This window comes from Bacillus sp. B4EP4a (assembly GCF_006680105.1).
GTDB classification, from domain to species: domain Bacteria; phylum Bacillota; class Bacilli; order Bacillales; family DSM-1321; genus Peribacillus; species Peribacillus simplex_E.
In genome coordinates this window covers 35,413-60,139 of sequence record NZ_VHIK01000067.1, presented here as the reverse complement: position 1 = coordinate 60,139, position 24,727 = coordinate 35,413, and the positions used below count along the sequence as shown (strand labels likewise).

Sequence of the window (24,727 nt, the reverse complement as noted above, 5' to 3'; positions counted from 1 at the left end):
TTACTGATGGATTAAAAAAACGATCACTATCGTAATATTGAATCACCTGCAATTGTCAATCGGCGATTTAAAATATCCTATCCGTTTTCCCCAGATTACTTTGTCATTGAGTGAATGCATTTGGAAACTATATGCGTCCCAGGACGCATTTTTCAGTAAATTTCCCTTTCATGCAAAAAGAATGAAATTATCTATATTGTGCAATCACATTATCTTATTTTTATTATTCGATTCACATCTTCATATAAGAATCTTATAATTGGAGAATAAGCATTTGCCTCTGTAGCTCTAGAAGGGAAGAGCGCCGGAAAACATTGTAGCCACCGGGTCGCAAGGTAAGGGTTTCAGAAGCACCGAAAAGCAAATACGCTGAGGCAGGTGGAATTCCTGCCGGTGAAAATCCGTAGGGAAGCGTGTTCTCCCCTAGCCTATGCTTACGAAAGGAGTGCGGGTTCGAATCCCGTCAGAGGCTTGTTTCCTGAAAAATGCGATTATATATAATCCCAGTAAGTGACCCCCATTTGCACAACTCCACTTTTGCCTTCTGTGCAAATTCATTATTTTCCCCTTTCACTCCCTCCACTATTATCCAAGTAATGGATCAAATCAAGACAGTAGAATGTACATGATCATTTCATTACATACATATTCTTGAACCTGGAAAAGCCCCTCTCTTTTTGAGAAGGGCTTCCTGCGTGGAGTGCTTCTGGAAGTTATAAATAATTTAACCAGTCAATTATTAATTATTCATTTAACCCGCAACTTCTGGTTTACTGTAATGGTGTACTGACTGTCAAGTCCGTTCCAATCTTTAATTTGCTGAACCGTACTGCCATAAGCGGTGCTTAAGGAGTATACGGTATCCCCACTAACAACAGTGTGGTATACAGCTGTACTTTTCTTTGTAAGATTGAAGCATTTAACTAAACCGTTTACATGTCCGCGAGCCAGTGATTCGATAAAGGAAGCCGTTTTCAATTTGGCTGCGTCATTGACATTATCGATAAATCCATTTTCAGACAGGAGTGCAGGCATGTCCGTTTCACGGAGTACATGTAAATCCCCTGTTTTTTGTCCTCTGTCTTGGATGTTGATAAGCTTCATAACCTCTGAATGAATATGATCTTGATACGTTTTCGAGATTTGGTTATTGGACGTATAGATGTAATCCTCGTACCCAGTTCCGCCGCCGGCATTAATGTGGATGGAGAGATAAAAGTCAGCTCCCCACGCGTTCGCTGCATTCGTACGATCGTTTAAGGAGGGGTACGTATCTTGGGTCCTGCTCATTTTCACATAAACGTTATTATATTCTATTAATAAGATGTCTTTTATTCGAGTTGCAATGGATAAAGTTAAATCCTTTTCTCTTAATCCATTCCCCACCGAGCCTGGAAGGTGTTTTTTGGCATATAATATTACGACATTCGCCCAATGGACGAAAATTTTTTGAAAAAGTTATCTTCTATTTTTTCACTTTGGCATCAGGAATTATTGGAGATAAGCCATAAAAATAGTGTTGGAAGGAGATAGAGAGATTTAAGAAAAAGTCAACATTAACAATAATGCTCTAACAAAAAGCTTACAATTTATTGGTGATGGTTTATTTTATTTATTGCTTCTGCACAAACTTTGATTGAGTCAATCACTATGGTGGGTTCTGATAATTGTGGAAAATGTCCACTTTTTTCAGCGATAATGTGTTTGCTGTTTGTTGACAACGAAAGTAATTCCAATTGATTTTCAAGTCGTTTTTTTCGAATTTCCTCTGGCATCATTCGATTTTCTTGTCCACCAGTAATTACAAATACAGGTATTTCGGGAAATGTATCAGTTTGCTGGATTTGATCCACAGTTTTTTCCACAAAATTAACTTCATTGAATTGTTTATGTGAAGACATGGAATCAAACACCTTGAACATCTTATTAATGGTTTTTACTGCCTTAACTTGATATTCATTAAGGCTAATATCTTTCGTAGTACTGGATTCTAAAAAAACAATTCCCGCTACTTCATTTGGGTAAAGTCGGGAATATAAATTAGCATATAAGCCGCCTAGGGAATGTCCCACCAATAAATATGGAGGTTCAAAACCCACGATTGTTAATGTTTCACGTAAAGTGTTAACAATATTTATCCCGTCTTGGCTTTCCTTCGGTTTATCGCTGCCAGCAACACCAAAACGATTATAGGAAAATACTGATGAAGATTCCGAAATTGCCGGTAGGATTTTAATCCAACCCTCTATCGGTCCAGAACCACCGTTAATCAAAACTATATTTGGCTTGCCGTTTCCACTAATATTATATAGTAACGTCCCTTTTGATGTATCTACTTTATATTTTTTAATTTTCAATTTCCACACCTCACTTGTTTAAATTACTTTACGTGTGTAACAAGCTGTTGGTTTCATTTATTGAAATTGCAGTCAAATGAGGCCTTTGAATTTTTCACGAAAGTTATAGGAAAATGTGAACTTAAATTCCTTAACATTGAACGGGATTAAGGAGATGACATATGATGAACGAATATGATAATTTTGAACGATTGGTTCAAAAGTTTGATCAAGGAAACAAGCTAATTCGCGCATGGGAATTAAAAGGCGGTATTTCTGCACAGGTGACAGGACTTGAAATATTACAATCGTCAGGGCGGATCGTAAAAATGATCGTTCGTCAGCATGGTGATAATGACCTGAAACGGAATCCAAATATTGCAGCAGATGAACACAAGCTCTTAGGGATATTGAAAGCTGCCGGTTTGCCTGTACCAATGCCATATTACTTCGAACAATCCTGCGAGATATTTTCCAAGCCATGCATACTTCTAGAGTTTATTGAGGGTAAGTCAGAATTCACCCCCTCAAATCTTAATGATCATATATTACAATTGGCAATCAATCTAGCAAAAATCCATCGTGTTAATTGTGCAGATCTATCTTTATCATTCCTGCCTAAAGTAGAAAATACATATGTCGCGATGTTAAATAAAAAAGAAAGGGTAATCCTGGACGAAACATTAAATCTGAGCATGATTAGAGATTTGTTAAAATCTTTCATGCCATTACCCTCCAAGAATAAAGAAGTAATCCTTCATGGTGATTATTGGCCAGGAAATATATTATGGAAAGAGGATAAACTAGTTTCCATAATTGATTGGGAAGACTCGGGCTTAGGGGACCCTTTGGCTGACCTTGCCAATAGTCAACTCGAAATTTCATATCATTTTGGAATGCAAGCAATGAATGACTTCACCCATCAATATAAATCCATGATGCCGGAGTTGAATTTTACAAACTTACCCTTCTGGCAATTATTTGCGGCATTAAGGTTATCTGCATTCCCTGAATGGGGCTTGGAAAAAAGCAAGGAAAAGAGCTGGAAGAAAATACACAAGTCATTTGTTCGTCAAGCAATTAACCAAATTCGTAATGAGTGAAAGATCTGATATGCCCATGAACTTTTGATAAAGGCATTTATACCAGTCCCTTTATCAATTTTTTTCATAAACTAACAATGACTTTCAAAAAATATCCGGGAGGTGTTTAAATGTATAATAAGCCCTGGAGGCATCCGAAAGGCGGTCAATATCCACCACAATATTGCCCACCTCACAGAATGCCTACTCAGTATAATCCACCTCAAATCTCCCCGACAAAGCAATATGTTAAAACTAATGTCATTAACACTGTGATTCCGGTTTTTCACCCCACACATACAACTACCGTGAATAAACATTTCACCACATATATACCGCATACCCGAAGTATCGTGAAAGAGTGTTATACCCAAAGCTTTGTTTGTGGAGTTCCTCAACCCCCCAGTTTTTCGAGGAGAATGTTAAGATATTAATTAAAAAAACCCCGATTCGGGGTTTTTATTAATTCCTTCCATCAACCTTTGAAAATTGACATTCAAAGGATTTACAACTGTCTAAATGCAAACATTACTGGACATAGGAGAATAAGTCCTACTTAAAAACGATTCATGAGTATTTAGCTATTGTAGGGTCATATTTACACCATATATTCTATCGAGGTTTATCTTAAAATAAACTTCTTTGATGAGATTCTTCCGATAGTGCTCATGCAAGCCAAAATGACTAACAATTACATAATCTACCATTTGTCTATTCTACTTAAATATTTTGTCGATAATACAACCGTGCCCTTTTCATATACCTCCAATTCCTTTACACCATCAATCGTTAAAGGAATGTTTTTTTCATTGACAATATCTGAATTACTGCCAAGAAGGGTTAAGCAATCGCTATTAGCCACTATCTTTATTCCTGATAAAATGGGTATAGGTGTTTTTATGGAAACGGCATGGCTGACATCTGTAATCGCCTTATTGAAGCATTCTTTGTTTATTATAAATTCCATGAAATAAGTTCACCCCAATATAATCGTTAAAAGAATAATCCACAAAATTCCTAAAAATCCCTGTTTACTCTTCTTATATGTTGCGATCAGGTTCGAAGAAGCGGCTTATTGTATCATTTTCAGCCTAATATTGAGCGTGAACTGCTATGACAGAAAATATAAAACTAACTATAGGTGGTATTAGTTTTATATGAGTCCTTTAGATGATAAGATTCTTGGGGAAAGTGATTGAAAAATAGATCAATATTTAGGAGGAGTTCATCTTGAATCCTTATGCATTTTTGGCAATAGCCATCCTAAGTGAAGTGTTTGGCAGTTCGATGTTAAAAGTATCAAACGGGTTTAAAAGGTTATTCCCTTCCATTGGTGTGGTAATTGGAATGGGTTTGGCTTTTTATTGCCTATCGTTATCATTAATAACCATACCGCTTGGAACGGCTTATGCCATTTGGTCGGGAATTGGCACAGCTTTAACTGCTTTAGTCGGAGTTATCGTTTATAAAGAAAGCTTTAACATGAAAAAATTTTCAGGTTTAGTCCTGATCATTGGAGGAGTGGTGGTTTTGAAGCTCTCTAGTGGAGGCAATTAACAATTTAGTAATCGGAGGTAATAGTATGAAAGGATACATAGCTTTAGGAATATCTATCATAAGCGAAGTATTTGGTACGACCATGCTTAAGTTATCTGAAGGATTCACGCATTTATTCGCTTCATTTGGGGTTATAATAGGATTTGGAATTGCATTTTATAGCTTATCTATATGTCTTAAAACAATTCCGTTAAGCTTAGCTTATGCCATTTGGTCAGGAATAGGCACAGCTTTAACGGCATTAATTGGCGTACTATTATGGAGTGAGCCATTTAGTATCACTACATTAGGTGGCTTAGTATTAATCATTGGTGGAGTGGTTTTACTAAATGCTTCCCATACTCCCAAACAAGCAGAAGGATCGTCAAACTAATGGTTTGACGATCCTCCTCTCCCCCGATTGTTCAAAAATAAAAAGAGTCCAATTCGATGTCTATAAGAAAAACACGCTACCTTGAACAGCATTAAAAAAGGCCGCCACGGCGACCTTCTCTTTTTGAATGGAGCTGAACTTTCATGAATCAGTCCATCTCTTCCATATAATTCTACAGCATTTTCCTTTGCAAACTAATTGTTTTTTCATTTCATCCTTAGCCTGCCAGTCATCAAATACCTTTAGCCTTCACCAAGTCCTTCGTGCAAAGTCCGTAAACTTGAATTTATCGGGTCTATGCCTGGATTCGCTATACTGAAACAAGCTTCCATCGATTAAATGGACCGTACTTTTCACAACTGCCACCATATCGAAGTCTTCAATGTCCAATAATTGTCTATCTTCTTCACTGCATGGCTCCACGGTAATTTCCTTATTGGAAAATCCGATCTGGAGCCCGAGTTCCTTTTCGATATATCCATAAATCGAATCCTCACAAATTTCCTTCGTCAGGTTAGTTACGAACTCGCTTTTGAAATAGTCTTTGTCCAGTATGATTTTCTTGCCATTGATTTGCCGTACCCGAAACACTTTCCATACTTTACCACCATCCGTTAAGTCCAGAAGCTTGGTCATGTTTGAATCGGGGGTCTCAAGCTCCAACTTATGGATGATCGTTTTGGAATGCAAATTCAACTTTTCCACCATTTCTTTATAGGAAATCAACCCTGCTACAGGAAAATTAAATTTGCTGAAATCCAAGACAAATGAACCCTTTCCCTTGATTTTATGGATATATCCATTTTGTTCAAGCAACTGTAAGGCCTTTCTCACAGTATCCCTGGATATGTCATACTCTTCCATTAAGCTACTTTCGGAAGGAAGCTTTGAATTTGTCGGAAAGGTTCCTTCTTCAATTTTTGAAACTATATCACCATATAGCGATAGATATTTGCTGTTCATTTCATCACCACAATATATTTTTCTTAGTCTGCTACTTGTCTTTTTTCAACAAATAGACAAGCGATTCATAGGGACGAAGGATTAAATCACCTGCGAGTTCTTTCGAATCGATATAGTTTGAGAGCAAGAGCTCTGAGTTGTACCCGAATAGGTCAATATCTTTTGGAATCTCGAAGGACGCTTCTTTTTCATAAAAGTTATTGATGACCAGAAGTTTCTCGTCTTCATAACTGCGAACATAAGCGAACAATTGGTCATGGCCGCCAAGAATTTCCTGATAGTCCCCATATGCAATGATATCATGTTTCTTGCGTAAGAATATAAGTTTTTGGTAATGATGAAAAATGGAATCCTGACCCTTCAGTGCGTGTTCAGCATTGATGATCTTAGCATTATCAGGCACTGAAATCCATGGTGTCCCTTTTGTAAAGCCTGCGTGCTCCGTCTCTTCCCACTGCATGGGAGTTCGAGAATTATCACGGGATTTAGCTTGAAGAATTTCGATTATTTCCTTTTCATCCTTGCCTGCCTCTTTTAAAATATCATAATAATTAATCGATTCCACATCCCGATATTGTCCAATATCATTGAATTTCGGGTTGGTCATTCCTATTTCCTCCCCTTGATAAATATAAGGGGTCCCCCTAAGCATATGAATGGCTGTTGCCAGCATCTTGGCAGATTCCTTATGATACTCTTGATCATTCCCAAACCTGGATACGATCCTCGGCTGGTCATGGTTGCACCAGAACAGGGCGTTCCATCCATTCCCTTCTTGCATCCCATACTGCCAGCTGCTTAGGATCTCCTTTAACTGCCTGAAGTCAAAATCTGCAAGTGACCACTTTTCCCCATCTTTATAATCCACTTTTAGATGATGGAAACTGAATACCATGGACAGCTCCTTTTCAACTGGAGATGAATATTTGATGCAATGGTCAATGGTCGTCGATGACATTTCCCCTACAGTCATCACCTCTACATCCTTCCCAAATGTTTCTTCATTCATCTCTTTAAGGAATTGATGAATTTTGGGACCATCTGTATAAAAGCATCGTCCATCTCCATCATTGTCATTTTCAAAGATGTCAGGTTTCGAAATAAGATTGATCACATCCAAACGGAATCCTTTGACACCTTTATCCATCCAGAAGTTTACTACATTGAAGATTTCCTGCCTTACTCTGGGATTTTCCCAGTTAAGATCAGCTTGGGTCCGATCGAACAAGTGAAGGTAGTATTCATCATGTTCCGCTACATATTCCCATGCAGGTCCTCCGAATTTTGAAATCCAATTGGTAGGGGGCTCTCCATCTTTCGATTTCTTGAAAATATAATAGTCCTTATATTCTTTCTCTCCCGCCAATGCTTTTTGGAACCATTCATGCTCTGTTGATGTATGATTGAATACCATATCCAACATGATTTGGATATCCCGCGAATTAGCTTCCTTCACCAATCTTTCGAAATCATCCATCGTCCCGAAAACAGGATCAATGGATGTATAATCCGCTACATCATATCCATTATCATTCTGAGGTGAACGATAAAAAGGGGTCAGCCAAATATAATCCACTCCCAGTTCATTCAGATAATCAAGTTTTTCAATAACGCCATTTATATCCCCGATGCCGTCACCGTTCGAATCCTTAAATGACTTCGGATAAATTTGATAGATGGTACTTTTTTTAAAATCCTTCATTGTGATTCCTCCTCTGCTATCCCTGATGTCTCTATTGCCAGTATGGTAAAAAAGAGGGAGAATGCTCTCCCTCCGCGTTATTAAGCATTTAATTTCGTTGTTTTCGTTCTTGTTTTCAAATTCATTTTAGGACGTTTGGAGAATACGATAGTCAAAATGAATGGCACAACGAAAGCAACCAACATCGCGAGTGCAAACATTCCCATGTACTGTGGCTGGATGGATAGGATACCCGGGATCCCTCCAACACCGATGGAATTTGCCATTACTCCAGATCCGACTGAAACAATGCCTGCGAAAAGTGAACCGATCATACCGGCTAAGAACGGAAAGCCGTATTTCAGGTTAATCCCGAACATGGCTGGCTCGGTTACACCGAGATAACATGAAATCGTAGCGGGTATGGACACTTGTCTTTCCTCCTGGTCCTTTCTGTTGATGTAAATCATCGCAAGCACTGCCGTTCCTTGTGCAATATTGGATAATGCGATCATCGGCCATAGGTTCGTACCGCCAAGTTCACTCATAAGCTGAAGATCGATTGCGTTTGTCATGTGATGCAGTCCCGTGATGACAAGCGGTGCATATGCAAAGCCGAAAACTGCAGCAAATAGCCAGCCAACTGATGAATTCAATCCGGAATATACAACCGTAGAAATGACAGAACCGATTTTCCAGCCTAAAGGCCCCAGAATAGTGTGGGCAATGATAACAGTTGGAAGTAAAGCGAAAAATGGAACGACGATCATGGAAATGGAATTGTGCACTTTATCTCTCAAGAACCGTTCTAAATATGCCAAGACGAACCCTGCAAGTATCGCTGGGATGACTTGAGCCTGATAGCCGATCATATCGACCTGGGCAAAACCGAAATCCCAAAAAGGTATGTCACTTGCCTTTGTGTTTGCCACTGCATATGCATTAAGAAGTTGTGGGGAAACCAGGGTCAAACCAAGGACGATGCCGAGAATTTGAGTCGTGCCCATTTTTTTCGAGATTGACCATGTAATCCCAACAGGAAGAAAATGAAAAATAGCTTCACCTATCAGCCAAAGGAAGGCGTGTACTCCTGACCAGAATTGTGAAATATCCACAAGGGTCTTTGTGCTATCATCGAACATTTTAATATCGCCAATGATATTGCGGAATCCAAGAATGAGTCCGCCAACGACTATGGCAGGAATCAGTGGGGTAAAAATATCCGCAAGATGGGCAATCATACGCTGCAGCCAGCTCATATTCTGTTTAGCTGCTTCTTTCACATCTTCTTTTGACGCTTCCTGAAGTCCAGCTATGGAAACGAATTCATTATAAAACGATGATACTTCGTTCCCGATTATGACCTGGAACTGGCCAGCTTGTGTAAACGTTCCTTTCACAAGCTTAATCGATTCGATATTCGTTACATCCGCCTTGGAGGGGTCTTTCAAAGCAAAACGCATTCTTGTCGCACAATGCGTAACCGTCGCAATATTCTCTTTCCCTCCGACATGTTGAAGCAAATCCGTTGCTGGTTCTGTGTATTTACCCATTTCACTACTTCCTTTCCCTAGAAAGCAAAATATAGTTGTTTTTATAACCTGTACGTATAGGTTCTGTATACGCTTTCATATTATCCTGTACGTACAGGTTCTGTCAAGAACTTTTTCCCTCACTTTAAAGGTTTGATTATCATGTAATTTCATTTACTATACTGTTAATTGACAATATGATGTTTGATAATACGATTCATGTTATCACCGTATCTATCAACAATCTCTCATGGGATTCTTAACATGGATAACTATCTGAAAAATTCCGAAATAGGGTATAATGATGACATAACCTCTAAATCAATATTTTAAAGGTTAGAATTTAACAGAGAAATGGGTGATGAACGTATGTCTGAAACTAATAAATTTCCACTTATATCAGGTAATCTTTCTCTGGATTTAGTGAATACGGAACTAGTCAGTCGTGGTCAACGGCAAGATTTATTGCTATTAGAAGTGGATGTGCTGGACTGGCTTACTATAATAAAAGAGCAAAACTTATTTTGGGATGATCGGCTATGCTTAAAAGTTAAAGAGAGAATCGGGCATGTATTAGTAAGTCTATTAGAAATGCGTACAATTTTAAGAAGACAATTCGAATTAATAGCAGATGGGAACCCGATTCCAGATGAGTTTATCTCTTTTTTAGAAAAAAAAATCGATAAAGCACCATTCACTTATAAATTAATGGATCAAAAACTGGTTCCCCTACCTGTTGGAGAAGCGGAAGATATCCTGCTATCTTATATTGCTTTTGACGTATTAACTTTAATTGAAGAAAATAAGCTGACCTCATTAAAGCAATGCTCGAATAATGATTGCGTACTGTTATTTATCGATGAAAGTGGAAGACGCAAATGGTGTTCAATGAAAATATGCGGTAATAGAAAAAAGGTCGCCCGATTTCAACAACGGAAATCTGATGATGAATGAAGAGCCAACTTAATAAAAGAGTTGGTTTTTTTTGCAGTTTTTAACTAACTGTTAAAAACGGTTTTGACAGGTTAGTTGATTTCGTGTAAAGTGTAAATGTACATTAAAGGAGGGGAATAATGGACCGCATAACAGTAGCGAGACAACAAGAAACACGTTCATTTCATATACGGTATTTATCTAAAATGAAGGGAAAAGGAAAAAGTCCTTTACAGATAAATGTAAAAGACGCAATAACCGGGCTAATCGGTGGATTTTTAACCATTTTCGCTTTAATTCTTTTAACAAAAATGACATCTGCAGTGTGGTTAATGGCTCCATTTGGTGCTAGTTGTGTACTGGCATTCGGGCTATGGAACGCGCCGTTATCACAGCCACGGAATATTATTGGCGGCCATTTTATTTCAACATTCGTAGGTTTAGCTTCCTATCAATTTATAGGCGATGAGCCTTGGGCAATCGGCTTAGCTGTCGGATTAGCAATTGCGGTGATGATGCTGACAAAAACGACGCACCCACCGGCAGGGGCAGACCCACTTGTTGTTATGCTTGGTCATTATAGCTGGAGCTATTTATTTACGCCTGTGTTAATTGGTTCCGTGATAATTGTTTTCCTTGCACTGTTAATTAATAATTTGCGCAGCAATCGGAACTATCCAACTTTTTGGATTTGATTGCTTTTAATGTGTTATGAGATAAAGCATAATTTTGCAATGTTTCACTATCATGAAATAATAAACGAGGAACGCTCAGGCTCCTTGTTTTTGTCAGCTATAAGTGCTGGTATTCTTATTAAGATCTCCCACACTTTTCAATAACCTTTATCATCCATCATTTAGTTTGACTTGTGTTTCTGCAACTTCCACACCGTTCACAAGGAGTGATATTCGATGGATCCCCATGTAATGTCGACGTGTCGTCAGGTCTTTCCAATTGTGAATCCTCACTCTTTCAACTCCTTCACCATCTGAGAAATCCCTATCTGCCAAAAGGAAAATTTTACGGGAAGTTTTCTGATTCGCTTTTACAAAATCGATGGCATACTCGATGCGAAGTTTCACAGAGTTCTTTTCTTGAACTTGAAAGCCGAAATGAAGTTCACTCGTTTCCCCAATAAAAATCGAGTCTGGTTCATTTCTAATAAATGCGTTTGTAATGATATTCGAATTATTCAATATATCCGTGTATCCAAATAAAGAAAGGACTTCTGGATCTGCTTGGCGAACTAAGGTCCTGCATCCCCGTCTAATAATCCAAATTGTGTTGGGTTCTCCGCTTTCATGCCAGCGCTTGGCTGTTTCTATTACGGTTTTCGGATGGTCTTTGGCAATATCATTCAAATTATTGGCAACACTTTTGCGAACATATAGGGATGGATCGTTTTTCAGGTTCTCAAGTAATTCCAAGACGGGTGCCGGATCGGATTTGAACATCGGTAAAGCTTGCCCCCAAGGTAACCTGGGCCTGCATCCCTCACTAGCCAGCCTGCGGACATGCTCATCATCATGATTGGTCCATTCCTTCATCTTCTCGATCATTAAAACGGGATCAAGCAAGATAAAAGCACGGATTGCAAACTCAGAGGATGACCTTGCTGTAAAACGCTCCAACGCATCTAGCGATAACGGCCAATCTTTCTTATTCAATCCATGTACCTCTACAAAATCCGGGAAAAATAAATATCTAAACCCTTCACAATCCTTATCAAGCCGATACAAAATATCCAAAGCCTCTTGATAATCACTTGGAAGATGCTTTCCAAGAGTAATGGAAATGTGCCTTATCCGTTCTTTTAACTTCCTCTCGTCCCAATGCTCATCAATTACTTCCCCTATAAACGATTCAGTAGAGAAGGACGGATGGACACCCTTTACTTTTTCACCGAATTCACGAATGAACGTTTCATTATATAAATCCTTTAAAGGCTCAGCCATTTAATTCACTTCTTTTCTTCAGGTTAAATTTGCTTTTGGATACTTGCACTACCTATCAGCTATCATTTCAAACTATGTTATGCACTCTCATCCATAGAGCGATACATATCATTAAAAAAGGACAGCTTACTTTACAGAACAAGTCTGTCCAAAATCAAGTGAAGTTCATTCATCACTATTTGGAATGGCTGCATAATAGCTGATTCTATAGGAATCTATATACCTCTTACCAATAGATGTAATCTTTGCACCAGAACCCATTTCCCATAAGTCCATCTAATATCCCCATACAAAATCCCTCCCGGAGTTTTCCTTTGTGTATAGTATGATAGTAGTAGCATATAAAGTAAAATATTCCTACCATATTAATGAATTAATCAAAACGACAAAAAGCCCACTCTGAAGAGCAAGGGCCTGCTTCTAGCTTTTATCAAAGAAAAAGGGTCAGTCCCACTGAGTTAATACTTTAACACAGTGGGGACTGACCTAATTGTCTATTAGACATTTTGATTTTAGCTTTATCTGACCTTTCTACTTATCTATTTAATTGTTTCACTTTTACAGGCTTTTTTTCCTTGCTTACTTTGATGATTTGTCCAATAATACTGATGGCAATTTCTTCTGATGTTTCCGAGTCAATTTCCAATCCGATTGGAGAATGGACCTGCTCCAACTGTTCTTGCGTGACCCCTTCACTTTTTAACTTTTCAAATATGGTTATGACCTTGCGTTTACTGGCGACCATTCCAACATATGCAATCGGAAATTGCAGTGCCGTTTTTAATACAATATCATCACAATCTTTTGTAACAATTACCACATATGATTTTTCATTTAGGTTGGCTGCGAGCAAAGCCTTTCCAATATCCTCGTTCACAAAAAGGTTTGTCGCATTAGGAAAGCGTTCCTTTGTACAATAACCAACGCGATCATCGACAATGCAATAAGGATATTCGAGGAAATCAGCGAGCTTTGCCAACGCATGGCCTAAATGACCGGCCCCAGCCAGAATGAGTTCAGGCCTGCTTGTATAGACTTCAATAAAGACCCGTAACGTGCCGCCACAATTCATCTGAATTCCGTCTTTTGCATGTTTATTCAATTTATATTCAACGATTTTCGATTGGCCATTTTGGATCGCCTTTACACTATCTTCGATCACATAGTGTTCAGCCAAGCCCCCTCCGACAGTCCCTTCAATGGTACCATCCCGGTAGACAATCATTTTTCCAACATGCCTGGGAGTCGAGCCCTTTGATTCAATAATCATGGCTAAAGCAAAGGTTTCGTTTTGTTGCGTCAGCATGGCCACTTTTTCCATCAGCTGCATGAAAAGCCCCCCCTATTTTTAAACATTAATTCGGTTGATATTGCTTCATGCTAAGAAAATAACGTAAAAGATGTAACGCAACGGTTTTTCTGTAAGCCGCAGTGGAGCGTTGATCGTCGATTGGTCTAATGATCTTATCGAAGGCTGCCACAATTGCAGCGATGTCTGCATCGGCTAATGGTATCGTTTTTCCAACCAGCTTCTTCTCAATATCAATGGAACGAACCATCGTAGGTCCGACCGCCCCGAAGGCAAATCGAATGTCATCGATTCGATCTTTGCTTATCCGGACGAAACCCGCAAACGATACTTTGGCAATGGCATCTGCGTTGCGGTTGCCGACTTTCTCGAAAACGACATGTGAATCTCCTAATACGAACGGCAGAATAATCTCCGTTACTATTTCATTGTGAAAGCGTTGAACCCGTCGTGGACCTTGAATAAAATCGCTAATCGCAACTATGCGATCACCATTTACGGAGCGCAACAGAAGCTTTGCATTGTATACATATAATAAAGGAAGCATGTCACCGGCTGGAGAGGCGTTGCAAATATTACCGCCTAATGTTCCCCGGTTTCTAATTGCCGGGGCAGCAATTGTTTTAATTGCATTCTTTAAAGCAAAAGGAATCAACGGATTTTCAAGTAATTCACTATAGGTACAGCAGGCCCCGATGTGGAGATCCTTGTGATGTTGATACACCTGCTTTAATTCGGAAAGTTGATTAATAAAAACAATCGGTTTAGGGATTTTCGGAGGTACTCCCCTTCTACTTTTGTGAAGAACCATAACATCGGTGCCTCCGGCTATGATTGCACAATCTTCTCTATTCAATTGGCTCAAAGTTTCGTCTAAACGCTCGAAGCGATACGCTGTTATTTTCTCTACCATAAGCCATCACCTTTTTTAGCTGCTAGGTTAATCGCCTCAACAATCATATTGTAGCCCGTACATCGGCACAGATTTCCGGAGATGCCCTCACGAATTTCAGCCTCTGAAGGATGAGGATTTTCAGATAACAAAGCTGCACTTGCCATAATCATTCCCGGTATGCAATAGCCGCATTGCACTCCCCCGGCTATGGAATAGCTTTCATCTAAAATTTTAAATTGTTCCGTTTCAATGATGCCTTCGATCGTTTGAATATCGGCATCAGCAATCGAGCCAATTGGAATAAGGCAGCTGTTTTGCAGGAGGTTATTCACAAAAACACTGCAGGCTCCGCACTCCCCTTCACCACAGCCTTCCTTTGTTCCGATTAACTCAAACTCATCTCTTAATAAATCTAGTAATCTTGCTGTAGCAGGGGCGTCAGTTTCTACCGTTCTTCCATTTAGTGTGAATTTAATCAACCCTCTTCACCTTCTTTCATCCAAAGACTTTCAATAATGACTTCCGGTGTAATCGGAATTTGCTGAAAAGAAGTGTGCAGGGCATCCTCAATCGCAGCTTGGACTGCTGGAGCGCCTCCGATTAAAGTCAATTCACCTGCGCCCTTCGCCCCGTATGGACCATCAGCATAGGGGTTATCAAAGACCTTGCTTTCAATTGAAACAATATCCAATGAAGTCGGCGGTCCATAATCCGATATGCCTTTTTGTTGGATTCTACCTTGTTTTGACGTCATCTTTTCTAGATAACCGTATGCTAGCCCTTGAGCCAAACCACCGTCAATTTGGCCTTTCATAATCCGTTCATCGATGACCTTCCCAACTTCATAATTGCCGTATACTTTTTCTAACTTTAAATTACCTGTTAACGTATCAACTTCTACTTCAACGATATTAACGCCCCATGAATAAGCCGGGTAGGCATCTCCAGTGAAGGTTTTCTCGTCCCAAGGAATCATTTCACGGTGAACATAGTGCTCAACTACTTCCTGTTCCACCCCTGTTTGCCACTGATTCTTAAGTTTTTTTGCGGCCCGTTCAAGCAATTTTCCGACAATCATCGTCGTCCTGGAAGCTACGGTCGGACCCGAGTCGGGAACCTCTTTTGTGTCGGGATAAGGGTACAAAATATCTTCGAACGCGAGGTTAAGTTCTTTGGCGACAATTTTACACAACGTCGTCAAAATACCTTGTCCCATATCAGAGTTTGAGATTTTTAGTGATACCTGGTCGTCCTTTGATTTAACCAGTTTCACCTTTGCTTTAATATGATCTCTTTCGCCACTGCCAGTAAATCCACAGCCGTGGAGGAACAGCGAAGTTCCTATGCCTTTTTTATAGCGCTGATTTTGTTGATTTAAGCGCTGAAAGACTTCTTTTTTCTTGTTGTATTCTGACACGTTGAGTACGTCCTCAATCATTTCTTCCACTAATATCGAGTCGCGGAATTTACCTTTGGTGATGGTGGGGTCTCCTTGTTTGACGAGGTATTTTCGTTTATATTCAAGCGGGTCGATTTTTGCCAGTTTACTAAGATGTCCAATATGACTTTCGATTCCGGCAAAGCTTTGAGGAGCACCAAAGCCTCTGAAGGCGCCGTTCGGAACGGTATTGGTTTTTAAGACATAGCCTTTTGCATGAAAATGCGGAATTTTATAAACACCGGCACTGTTTATTAATGCGCGCTGCAGCACGACAGAGCTCAATCCAACATTTGCCCCTCCATCGAGAAAGATGTCAACACACATGCTCAAAATATTTCCTTCCTTATCAAGGGCCGTCCTATATTTGAGTTTGGCCGGATGCCTTTTCGTCGTTACCAGCATATCCTCAGAACGGTCGAACACGAGCATTACCGATTTTTTGACTGCTCTTGCAGCAACGGCTACGTGACAAGCCATCATAGAAGGATAATCTTCTTTGCCGCCAAAACCTCCGCCGGTAGGACTTTGAACAACTCTGACTTCATCGTCACCACAGGCTAATGCGCTTAGCAATGCATTTTTTATATAATAAAGACATTGCATCGATCCCTGGACGACAATTTCATCATCCTTATAAACGGCGAGCATTCCTTGCGGCTCAAGATAGACATGCTCCTGATAACCCGTATCATATTCTTCTTCGATGATTTGATGGGCTCCCTGCTCGATAGCTGAAATGTTTTCTAAGCTTTCCCCAAATTCATAGCTTGCCAAAACTAAGGATACTGATTTTTGCCTGATCGCTTCGTCCAATGTATAGATAGCCTGATGTTCTTCAAATTCAACCTTCACTTCATTTAACAAACTGTACAGGATATCCAGGTCTTTGCCCGTGAGCATGAGAATTGGCTCACCAATATAATTGACCCACTCATTGGCAAAAATGGGCTGATCTTCTTTGATAATTTTGACATAATTCGGTCCGGGGATATGCTCTGCTCCAACAGCTTCATACCCTTCCGGAAGGTTAGGTAATTGAATGGATATGATTTTTCCATAAGCAATTGGCGATCGATACAAAACACCATAAACCATATTTTCCACTTTTACGTCACTAATATAGGGCAACTGGCCCGATACTTTACCTTTATGGTCCTTTTTGGGCACTGAGGTGCTTATGTCTTTGAGATTCATTGCAACAACACCCTTCGACTCATTTTTTTAATGGGACATATTCTGATTAGAAACCTCTTCCTATGATTTTATCAATGAGAATGATCTTTTATGATTCATTTCTATTCAAGATTTTCGTAGTTTTTATTTTTATTTTTACTTCGAGAAATTTAAAGCATTATCATAATCAATGGCTTTTTGGTAATCCTCCGGTGTATCAACATCCATTAATACTCCCGCATCATCTACATTCATGTATTGCTTTTCGTAACCGCCCAGGACCACACGCAAATTACTTTCTGGATTGGTTTCGAGAATTTTCTGTTTCACTTCGCTTGATAATTTAATGGGATGGCCGCCTTTATAGTCAAAGCTGGGAATAACCACGTTTCCTTTGTGTTTTGCTAGTAGCTGAACAGTCTCTTTTTTTACAAGCGGACAATCGCCGGGTGTTATAAAGAAGGTTGGGGCATTTACTTCGTTGCAGCCCTTTTGAATGGAATGAAACATTCCCTGGTTAAAGTTTTCATTATAAACAAACTTGATCTGAAATGAATAGGCATTTTCACTGATAATTTTGACAATTTCCTCTTGGATGATTTCCGCTTGAAATCCAGCTACGACGATGACCCTGCTGCATAATCCTTCAAATTTAGAGATCGTTTGCTCCAACACGCTCATTTGCCCCATCGGCAAAGTCATTTTAAATGCATTCGCTCGGCTGGAATATCCAGCAGCTAGGACGATTGCTTCCATATTTGTCACCTTCTACCTATCATTTTTCTTAAATCTCACAATAAAATCACAAGCGGAGGAAGGATTTGCTGTATGGACTATTAAGAGAACATAGTGTTTTTTCTTTATATGCGTAAAAACCTCATTATATTACTTATTAACCAACTTGATACTATTTTTAAATTATCAAAAGATATAAAGAGACAATACATAGTCCTTATTTTAAGAGAATGAGTGTCAAGTATTGACCAAGGTTTAATCGAAGAAGCTAAAATTATCGAATTATCAGATAACGATAAATTTTTTAGAATATAAAGAAGCCTTTGCTCTAATGAGCAAAGACTTTTTGTTGACGAGTTTCTTCTATAGTACACCCGTCGAAGCCTCTAATCGACTACATATTTGCATAAGTGATGACGAACGCTTCTTGGCTGAGCCACACACAAAGAGAGATGAGTTCATCTGCTTGATACTTAATAGATCGCTGTACAAACCCAACTTGTTTGGCGATTTCTTGTAGGACTATTGCCTCCATTTCTCAAATCTTTTTTCAATCTTGCGGACTACTTCAGTCAAAGCCACCCCAGACAAAGCATGATGAGAATGCCTACCATCAGTTTATCCGTTTGGAAGGTCGATCCGGCGACCGCCATCATAAACCCGATTCCGGCGGTTGCCGCATAGAGTTCCCCAACAACAATCCCGATCAGGGTATGCCTCAATCCTAAGCGCAGCCAGTCAAGATTACTGGAATCGTTACGGGAAAAGCGACCGTCAGAAAGGTTTGCTGATCCTTCGCCCCGAAGGAGCGAGCGCCTTTGATCAAATCGGCATCGACCGTTCGCATCCCGTAACGGTGTTTACCAGGATAGGAAATATCAATCCCAAAAATATAAAGGCAATTTTTGAGCCCATTCCAATCCGAAAGAAATCATCAGCAGCGGCAGCAAGGCGATTCTGGGCGTAGCGTATAAGGCGGATACGAATGGATCCAGCACGGTGCTTATTTACCGTACCAACCCATGGCAATCCCCAGCAAAATCCCGCTTACGCGCAGGTCATTGTATATCCCATTTAATTTTAACAAATAATAGAAGGTCTTTATGAAAGGCATTGTCGTTAGAAGTCTCCTTTACGGGACTGCAAACGACAATGCCTTCTTCTTTAGCTAAATCTAAATATAAGAAAGACAAAACATTTCGAATAAAATGAATGAGTGTTTCAGCTATTTATTTGAATAGTTTGGAACAAGGTAATTTCAATGAACCTTTATAGTAATTATCATTGCTACTGGCTTGAATAATCAGGAGATTCCATCATTGAAAATGTCTGCCCTTCCTTCAATAACAGAAATGGAAAAACGACTGTCACAAGAGTTTTGATGCAAAAATTTACTGTTTAGTATTTGACCGAACCCTGGAAGTGTAATACTCAAAAATATTTAAAATTATTGAAGAATGCCACAAAGACCACAGTTAGTGAAAGTCAAATAGAAGGTATTGAGCAAGAATTATCTGAAAGTCCAGAAGATGGGACATAAATAGTTTCTATTAAGTTCCTTTTAACCTTTTCGTATCCATAAAAAAGGTATGGAACCTGAAAACTAATAGATCGGTTTGTTTTCCCGCATTTTCTATTAATAGACTACTTTCTTCCACATATCATATTGAAAGGAAATGAATTGTACCTTAGGAAACATGGGAAAGTGGATTGATATGGATTCCAACAAAATACTTTGAGCCTATTACCCCGATTTTCATGTTGTTTCACCTCGAAAATCAAATAGTATTTTTATTATATGGCAAAATCTTAATAGCACTAAAAAAAATTCACCAAAAATCATGCTTTGAAAAGTGAAAGTCCATCTCGTCATTGTTTGAAATTTAAGAATGGGGACCTCTTTACGGAGGTCCCCATTAATGAAGGCAAGGTTTCTTGTTCAAAGGTACAATTCATTACGGAATATCATGTCCCATCGAGCTTGTTAATATGTTAAACCATTGCTCTTTTTCCATGCTTAGGTTTAGTGAATCAATGGCGCTGTCCAATCGTTCTTTCTTACCTGATCCAACGATCGGCATGATTTTTGCAGGATGTCTCAACAGCCATGCATACATTACTTCATCTATTCCGTTAGCACCGATTTCATCTTTCACAATTTCTAACGTTTTTCTTAAGCGGACAGCCTTTTCATTCGACTCCTCAAAGATGCTTCCTCCTGCAAGCGGTGACCATGCCATCGGCGCCACGCCCATTTCCTGACATAAGTTCATGGTTCCGTCTTCGAAGTTTTCTAGATTGTATGCAGAAAGCTCCAGTTGATTCGTCACAAGCGGATATTCTAGATAAGATTGAAGCATATCCCATTGCGGTTTTTTGAAGTTCGATACTCCAAAGTTACGGACCTTTCCTGATTCTTTTAATTGATTAAACGCCTCAGCCGTTTCCGCAGGGTCCATCAGGGGATCCGGACGATGAATAAGTAACAGATCAATATAATCCGTTTTAAGATTCATAAGAGATTGTTCAACAGACTTTATTATATGAGTTTTACTTGTGTCATAATGATGACTTTTATGGGAAGGACGGTTTTCTGATTTAAGAACTATGCCACATTTCGTAACGATCTCCATTTTATCGCGTAAAGATGGCTTTAATGAAAGTGCTTTCCCAAAAATCTCCTCACACGTATAGCTGCCATATATATCGGCGTGATCATATGTAGTGATGCCCCGCTCCATTCCATGTTCAATAAGAGATAGGATTTCCTCGGTAGGAAATCTCCAATCTGCCAACCTCCACATACCGTGTACAATGCGTGAAAGACTAAAATCTTCAGTTAGATTGACTCTTTGCATGTTTTTCTCCCCTTTTATACCATGATTAATCTTGCTAATCAGTTTTTTGTTTCTGCGTTCCATCATGTTTATCCTTCGTTAATTTATGTCAGAATCATTTGATACTGCCATGAACCTTAGTATAATTTAAATTTTCGGAGAATCCTAATGTTGAGTGACCCTTTCATGCCATATTTATTTAGCTTAGGTTCATGAACCTAAGCTAAATAAATATATCGTCGCCTTCTCGTGCAAGTTCACCCGTTATGTCCATAAGAAAAAGGCTGCCGTAGCAGCCTCCTGAATATTGTTAGTTCCTTTGTGTTTTCTCATGTAATTCCACGATTTCTATCGCTAAATCTTTTGTTGTCATGGAAGTCATCAAGTGATCTTGAGCATGGATCAGGAGCATTGGAATATCGAATTTCTCACCATTCACTTCTTGTTGAATCAATGCGGTTTGGATTTTATGTGCAGCAACAAACTCATGCTCTGCTTCCTTTAATTTATCCTGGGCATCGCTTGATTTACCTTGTTTTTGCAAGGTGATGGCTTCCATTGCACAACTGCGGGCATTCCCGCTATGGAGAATTAATTGAAATGATAATTCTGATAGATCCTCTTTCGTTTTCGTCATTTTACCACTCCTTATGATAGTATGCTATTTTGAAATTAATTGAAGGGCTGTACGCAATACTTCCTTGCCATTACATGATCCATAATGCATTGGATTTATCGTATCTACAGGTACTCCTTTTTCATCCCCTATTTTCTTTATATCATTAAGTAAATAACGAACTTGAGGTCCTAAAAGAATAACATCGACCTCATCTATATGGTTTCTTACTTCCATTGTGGCAACAGCCTGGATTTTCACGTTCAATCCTTCTTCCACCGCCGCTTTCTCCATCTTATTAACCAATAGACTAGTGGACATTCCTGCAGAACAGCATAATAGTATATTCATCATTATTCCTCCTTAAAATTTAGGTTCAGGTTATTTAATCAATCTAAATGTGCCCCATGGTTTAATATAATCCAGCAAAAAAAGTTCCTCTTGTACAACATGGGCGACTGCATTTTTTCGTTCATCCAATGGCATATCCCTCAAGATGACTTGAAGTTCGCCTTTGTATTTCCCAAAAGAATCATTGCCGATGAAAACGGACCCTTTGCGCTGTGGGATACTTTCCCGGACTGCAAAATCTTCATTTGCATATTTTTTCCGGACCTCCACTGAACGGACCATATACTCACTGATATCACCACGGCGAAGGTGTAATTCATCCAACACAACCTTTTGCTCAATTGGTGACGCATCCGAATGGAGTTCCACTTTCAACTCGATCATGTCACGCTGTAAGGTTCCCAGCATTCTTAATTCCTCTTCACTCGCGTAAGCATTCCCAATGATGACATCATCAATTAAACCCGTTGCCCATAGATGCTTGGCTTGTACATCAATTGAAAGTTCACGGTGCTGTTCTAATGTGCATAATCCATCATTTATATTCCAAGGACCTATATCACCGGTTTGTGAAGTAACGAATGCAGCTGTACGAATGCCATGTTCTTTAAAACGTCTACTGCAGGCGATGAAGAAGTCGTAAGGAAGACCTGTGAATTTTTGGGGATAGAAATTATGACAGCCAATGATTTGATTTTTATTCCCCTGATGCGTCAGAATGTTCGATAAATAATCGACGTCATTACTCATATTCAATTCGATTTTCAATCCATAAGGATTATAGGTCATTTTAGCTTCTTTCAAGCCATCGAATCCAAGGTCCAGACGAACACCGTCAGCTCCCATTTCTGCGAAAAAGCTTAAATCATCATAACTAATATCAAACTTGTCGAAAACAGCTGGAGCAACATCAAGAATGACTTCCATATGTAGCGCTTTCGCATAAGAAATAATATCTTTATATTCTTCCATGACAATTTCATATGGTTTTGAAACCGATAATAAACACGTGAATATTCGTTCAAAACCATAACTATGGGCAAGTTTAATATATTGCTTGTCTTTATCCGGTGTAGAGTGTTCCGGATAAATTGAAATACCTAATCTTCTCATAAGCTATCATTCACTCCTTTTCTACTTTCTTTCCATTGATCCCGTCTAGCCTGTAATCCCATTAAATAGTCGCGGTAGCGGGAGGATACCATTACAGAACAAATAATCGTTGGTACAATGACAATTAAATAATAAGTCGATCCCATTGCGGTAAACAGAAAGATAGAAAAGCTAATAATTAAAATAGACAGGCCAACCGATTTCCAGGGTGTTAATTTTTCACCTAGCCCTGTTCGGAAAAAAATGATTTGTGCCCCTACAAATGATAGAGTTGCGGATATTATTTCAAGCATATTTAATGCCCGCTTTCTTTTCTTCTGGTCCAGCTTCTATTTTATTTTCATCACGTAAATGCTGCTTCTCGAACATCTTGAAAAATGGAAAATAAATCATTAAAGAGATGACGAAATTCAATAAAACCAGAACCCCGGCCATGATTGTCCAATTTGTACTGATGACAGCTGCGATGGGACTAAAGACCGTAAACGGCAGCTTAGCCATTATCATCGGTATTAACCCTAATTGAAAGAATGTATAGGAAACTATGACATTTACCAAGGGAGCAACAATGAACGGAACCATTAAAATTGGGTTCATGACAATTGGCGCTCCAAAGATGATAGGTTCGTTAATATTAAAAATCCCTGGAACAAAGGACAGTTTACCCAGCTCTTTCAAATACTTCGATTTTGAAAATAAGAACAGTACAACAAGTGATAATGTCGATCCCGCCCCGCCAATCCATACGAACCATTGAATGAATTGTTCGGTAAATAGATTGGGCAAATTCGCCGCATTACCCGTTCTTGCAAATGCATCCATATTCTCGAGAATCGCCGAATCCCACATCGGCCGTATGATCGGACCCAATATTGCCGGTCCATGAATACCCAGCGACCAAAAGAAAACGATGAGAAAGACTGTAAGCAGACCACCTATTAAACTATTACCCACCAATAAATTTTTGAGAGGTGACACCAAAGTAGTGATGATCGAGTTAATGTCAAAGCCTAAACCATAGCGAATGCCCCAGAAAAGAAGGACCACGACCAATGTTGGAATCAGGGCTGCAAAGGAATTCGAAACCATTGGCGGAACGCTTTCCGGTAATTTGATTTTTATATCGCGTTTAATCAAAAAATGAAAAATCTCAACGGAAATCAGCGATGTTACGATTGCCCCGAATAAAGAGGCTGCGCTTAAAGAGCTGATAGGTAACCAGCGACCCGCTTCTATCACCCCTGGAACGGATTCCATGACTTGGGTAGGCACAACACATGTAATCAGAAAAGCTAAGACTGATAGAAGACCTGCACTGAGTTGATCTAATTTATAATGTCCTGCAAGCGCTGACCCCACCCCAAAAGCTGCATATAAAGCCATTGCTCCCACTGTAAACCGAAACGGTACATCCAAAGCGGCACGATAAGGTGCAATCCATTCGTCATATCCATCAATCGGAAAATTCAACAGAATAACAAAGAATGATCCAATGATCGTCAATGGAAGTGTTGCTAGAACACCGTGCCTAATTGCCAGCAGATGTCTTTGTGAACCAATTTTGTTTGCGACTGGAAGCACTTTCATTTCGAGTAAACCCATAAAACTATTCAATAACCTTTCCCCCTTTTGAATAAGAGTCTGAAAAAACAAACAATTCCAATAAATAAACATTATAACGTTATATTGATTATGTCAATATTTTTATTGAAAATATGGTTTATGTTACAAACTTTTAAATCATAGGAATACATAGTGCAGTTTTATAGCCATTGCTGATAAAAATAGGTAAAAACCCTTCTCGTAGCTCCCCAAGAACACCAAAAAAAACAGGAAATTGATCAC

27 protein-coding genes and 2 pseudogenes are annotated in these 24,727 nt (G+C 39.2%); 7 read left to right on the top strand and 22 right to left on the bottom strand.

Features of this window, described 5'->3' with window-relative positions; translation table 11 throughout:
* Positions 1 to 747 precede the first annotated feature (747 nt).
* Both FNK51_RS24845 and FNK51_RS24840 read right to left on the bottom strand, forming a co-directional pair.
* Complete coding sequence (locus tag FNK51_RS24845; RefSeq protein WP_483296141.1) at positions 748 to 1,386, bottom strand: N-acetylmuramoyl-L-alanine amidase; 639 nt, start codon at positions 1,384 to 1,386, stop codon at positions 748 to 750.
* A 203-nt stretch (positions 1,387 to 1,589) separates the two neighbouring features.
* Positions 1,590 to 2,366 carry an alpha/beta fold hydrolase gene (locus FNK51_RS24840; protein ID WP_286178876.1) on the bottom strand — a complete coding sequence of 259 codons (777 nt, stop codon included), beginning with the start codon at positions 2,364 to 2,366 and terminating at the stop codon, positions 1,590 to 1,592.
* A gap of 152 nt (positions 2,367 to 2,518) precedes the next feature.
* Here FNK51_RS24840 and FNK51_RS24835 point away from each other — a divergent pair, with 152 nt between their 5' ends.
* Entirely contained in the window at positions 2,519 to 3,439 is a 921-nt protein-coding gene (locus FNK51_RS24835) for a phosphotransferase family protein (protein ID WP_260399753.1), read from the top strand.
* 110 nt (positions 3,440 to 3,549) lie between these two features.
* Positions 3,550 to 3,852 carry a CotD family spore coat protein gene (locus FNK51_RS24830; protein ID WP_141995047.1) on the top strand — a complete coding sequence of 101 codons (303 nt, stop codon included), beginning with the start codon at positions 3,550 to 3,552 and terminating at the stop codon, positions 3,850 to 3,852.
* Positions 3,853 to 4,118: 266 nt separating this feature from the next.
* Here the strand turns inward: FNK51_RS24830 and FNK51_RS24825 are convergent, their stop codons facing one another.
* Entirely contained in the window at positions 4,119 to 4,385 is a 267-nt protein-coding gene (locus FNK51_RS24825) for a beta clamp domain-containing protein (protein WP_141995046.1), read from the bottom strand.
* A gap of 263 nt (positions 4,386 to 4,648) precedes the next feature.
* Here FNK51_RS24825 and FNK51_RS24820 point away from each other — a divergent pair, with 263 nt between their 5' ends.
* Together FNK51_RS24820 and FNK51_RS24815 are read left to right on the top strand one after the other, a co-directional pair.
* Entirely contained in the window at positions 4,649 to 4,975 is a 327-nt protein-coding gene (locus FNK51_RS24820; RefSeq protein WP_141995045.1) for a DMT family transporter, read from the top strand.
* A 25-nt stretch (positions 4,976 to 5,000) separates the two neighbouring features.
* On the top strand, positions 5,001 to 5,348 hold the full coding sequence (locus tag FNK51_RS24815) for a DMT family transporter (RefSeq protein ID WP_141995044.1): 348 nt from the start codon (positions 5,001 to 5,003) through the stop codon (positions 5,346 to 5,348).
* Between the two features lie 249 nt (positions 5,349 to 5,597).
* Here FNK51_RS24815 and treR read toward each other — a convergent pair whose 3' ends face one another.
* The 3 genes from treR to treP all read right to left on the bottom strand — a co-directional run bounded on the left by treR (position 5,598) and on the right by treP (position 9,545).
* The gene (gene treR, locus FNK51_RS24810; protein ID WP_141995043.1) at positions 5,598 to 6,311 is read right to left on the bottom strand and encodes a trehalose operon repressor; all 714 of its coding nucleotides are present in this window, start codon (positions 6,309 to 6,311) and stop codon (positions 5,598 to 5,600) included.
* Between the two features lie 31 nt (positions 6,312 to 6,342).
* On the bottom strand, positions 6,343 to 8,013 hold the full coding sequence (treC, locus tag FNK51_RS24805; protein WP_141995042.1) for an alpha,alpha-phosphotrehalase: 1,671 nt from the start codon (positions 8,011 to 8,013) through the stop codon (positions 6,343 to 6,345).
* Positions 8,014 to 8,093: 80 nt separating this feature from the next.
* Positions 8,094 to 9,545 (bottom strand): PTS system trehalose-specific EIIBC component, encoded by a 1,452-nt coding sequence (treP, locus tag FNK51_RS24800; RefSeq protein WP_098372905.1) that lies wholly within the window; start codon positions 9,543 to 9,545, stop codon positions 8,094 to 8,096.
* 348 nt (positions 9,546 to 9,893) lie between these two features.
* Between treP and FNK51_RS24795 the strand changes: the two genes are divergently transcribed.
* Together FNK51_RS24795 and FNK51_RS24790 are read left to right on the top strand one after the other, a co-directional pair.
* Complete coding sequence (locus FNK51_RS24795) at positions 9,894 to 10,478, top strand: CGNR zinc finger domain-containing protein (protein ID WP_141995041.1); 585 nt, start codon at positions 9,894 to 9,896, stop codon at positions 10,476 to 10,478.
* Between the two features lie 119 nt (positions 10,479 to 10,597).
* Complete coding sequence (locus tag FNK51_RS24790; RefSeq protein WP_141995040.1) at positions 10,598 to 11,152, top strand: HPP family protein; 555 nt, start codon at positions 10,598 to 10,600, stop codon at positions 11,150 to 11,152.
* Positions 11,153 to 11,302: 150 nt separating this feature from the next.
* Here the strand turns inward: FNK51_RS24790 and FNK51_RS24785 are convergent, their stop codons facing one another.
* Positions 11,303 to 12,412 (bottom strand): DNA alkylation repair protein, encoded by a 1,110-nt coding sequence (locus FNK51_RS24785; protein ID WP_141995039.1) that lies wholly within the window; start codon positions 12,410 to 12,412, stop codon positions 11,303 to 11,305.
* Between the two features lie 98 nt (positions 12,413 to 12,510).
* On the opposite strand from FNK51_RS24785, the pseudogene FNK51_RS27655 reads away from it, so the two are divergent.
* Positions 12,511 to 12,608, top strand: a pseudogene (locus FNK51_RS27655) (IS6 family transposase); the annotation flags it as partial.
* A gap of 339 nt (positions 12,609 to 12,947) precedes the next feature.
* Here the strand turns inward: FNK51_RS27655 and FNK51_RS24775 are convergent.
* The 15 genes and pseudogenes from FNK51_RS24775 to FNK51_RS24715 all read right to left on the bottom strand — a co-directional run bounded on the left by FNK51_RS24775 (position 12,948) and on the right by FNK51_RS24715 (position 24,496).
* Positions 12,948 to 13,742: an XdhC family protein gene (locus FNK51_RS24775; protein WP_141995038.1), complete on the bottom strand. Its 795-nt coding sequence runs from the start codon at positions 13,740 to 13,742 to the stop codon at positions 12,948 to 12,950.
* 25 nt (positions 13,743 to 13,767) lie between these two features.
* The gene (locus tag FNK51_RS24770; protein ID WP_141995037.1) at positions 13,768 to 14,634 is read right to left on the bottom strand and encodes an FAD binding domain-containing protein; all 867 of its coding nucleotides are present in this window, start codon (positions 14,632 to 14,634) and stop codon (positions 13,768 to 13,770) included.
* Positions 14,628 to 15,095: a (2Fe-2S)-binding protein gene (locus tag FNK51_RS24765; protein WP_141995036.1), complete on the bottom strand. Its 468-nt coding sequence runs from the start codon at positions 15,093 to 15,095 to the stop codon at positions 14,628 to 14,630. The genes FNK51_RS24770 and FNK51_RS24765 overlap by 7 nt, the downstream gene beginning before the upstream one ends.
* On the bottom strand, positions 15,092 to 17,251 hold the full coding sequence (locus tag FNK51_RS24760; protein ID WP_141995035.1) for a xanthine dehydrogenase family protein molybdopterin-binding subunit: 2,160 nt from the start codon (positions 17,249 to 17,251) through the stop codon (positions 15,092 to 15,094). Before FNK51_RS24760 ends, FNK51_RS24765 begins: the two co-directional genes overlap by 4 nt.
* A 135-nt stretch (positions 17,252 to 17,386) precedes the next feature.
* Complete coding sequence (locus FNK51_RS24755; RefSeq protein WP_063234626.1) at positions 17,387 to 17,986, bottom strand: nucleotidyltransferase family protein; 600 nt, start codon at positions 17,984 to 17,986, stop codon at positions 17,387 to 17,389.
* 345 nt (positions 17,987 to 18,331) lie between these two features.
* Positions 18,332 to 18,500, bottom strand: a pseudogene (locus FNK51_RS24750) (IS4 family transposase); the annotation flags it as partial.
* Between the two features lie 37 nt (positions 18,501 to 18,537).
* A complete protein-coding gene (locus FNK51_RS26810; RefSeq protein ID WP_181762342.1) occupies positions 18,538 to 18,687 on the bottom strand; it encodes a hypothetical protein in 150 nt (49 codons plus the stop codon).
* Positions 18,688 to 18,689: 2 nt separating this feature from the next.
* A complete protein-coding gene (locus tag FNK51_RS27650) occupies positions 18,690 to 18,812 on the bottom strand; it encodes an ABC transporter permease subunit (RefSeq protein ID WP_141995034.1) in 123 nt (40 codons plus the stop codon).
* On the bottom strand, positions 18,788 to 18,994 hold the full coding sequence (locus FNK51_RS26805) for a hypothetical protein (protein ID WP_144479610.1): 207 nt from the start codon (positions 18,992 to 18,994) through the stop codon (positions 18,788 to 18,790). The genes FNK51_RS27650 and FNK51_RS26805 overlap by 25 nt, the downstream gene beginning before the upstream one ends.
* A 926-nt stretch (positions 18,995 to 19,920) precedes the next feature.
* The gene (locus FNK51_RS24740; RefSeq protein WP_141995033.1) at positions 19,921 to 20,823 is read right to left on the bottom strand and encodes an aldo/keto reductase; all 903 of its coding nucleotides are present in this window, start codon (positions 20,821 to 20,823) and stop codon (positions 19,921 to 19,923) included.
* Positions 20,824 to 21,112: 289 nt separating this feature from the next.
* On the bottom strand, positions 21,113 to 21,439 hold the full coding sequence (locus FNK51_RS24735) for a PTS sugar transporter subunit IIA (RefSeq protein WP_098372895.1): 327 nt from the start codon (positions 21,437 to 21,439) through the stop codon (positions 21,113 to 21,115).
* A gap of 24 nt (positions 21,440 to 21,463) precedes the next feature.
* Positions 21,464 to 21,769, bottom strand: coding sequence for a PTS sugar transporter subunit IIB (locus FNK51_RS24730; RefSeq protein WP_063234623.1), 306 nt, complete (start codon positions 21,767 to 21,769; stop codon positions 21,464 to 21,466).
* A 30-nt stretch (positions 21,770 to 21,799) separates the two neighbouring features.
* Positions 21,800 to 22,882, bottom strand: coding sequence for a DUF871 domain-containing protein (locus FNK51_RS24725; protein ID WP_141995032.1), 1,083 nt, complete (start codon positions 22,880 to 22,882; stop codon positions 21,800 to 21,802).
* Entirely contained in the window at positions 22,879 to 23,175 is a 297-nt protein-coding gene (locus FNK51_RS24720; protein WP_098372892.1) for a hypothetical protein, read from the bottom strand. Before FNK51_RS24720 ends, FNK51_RS24725 begins: the two co-directional genes overlap by 4 nt.
* Positions 23,168 to 24,496 carry a PTS sugar transporter subunit IIC gene (locus FNK51_RS24715; RefSeq protein ID WP_141995031.1) on the bottom strand — a complete coding sequence of 443 codons (1,329 nt, stop codon included), beginning with the start codon at positions 24,494 to 24,496 and terminating at the stop codon, positions 23,168 to 23,170. Before FNK51_RS24715 ends, FNK51_RS24720 begins: the two co-directional genes overlap by 8 nt.
* Positions 24,497 to 24,727: the final 231 nt, after the last annotated feature.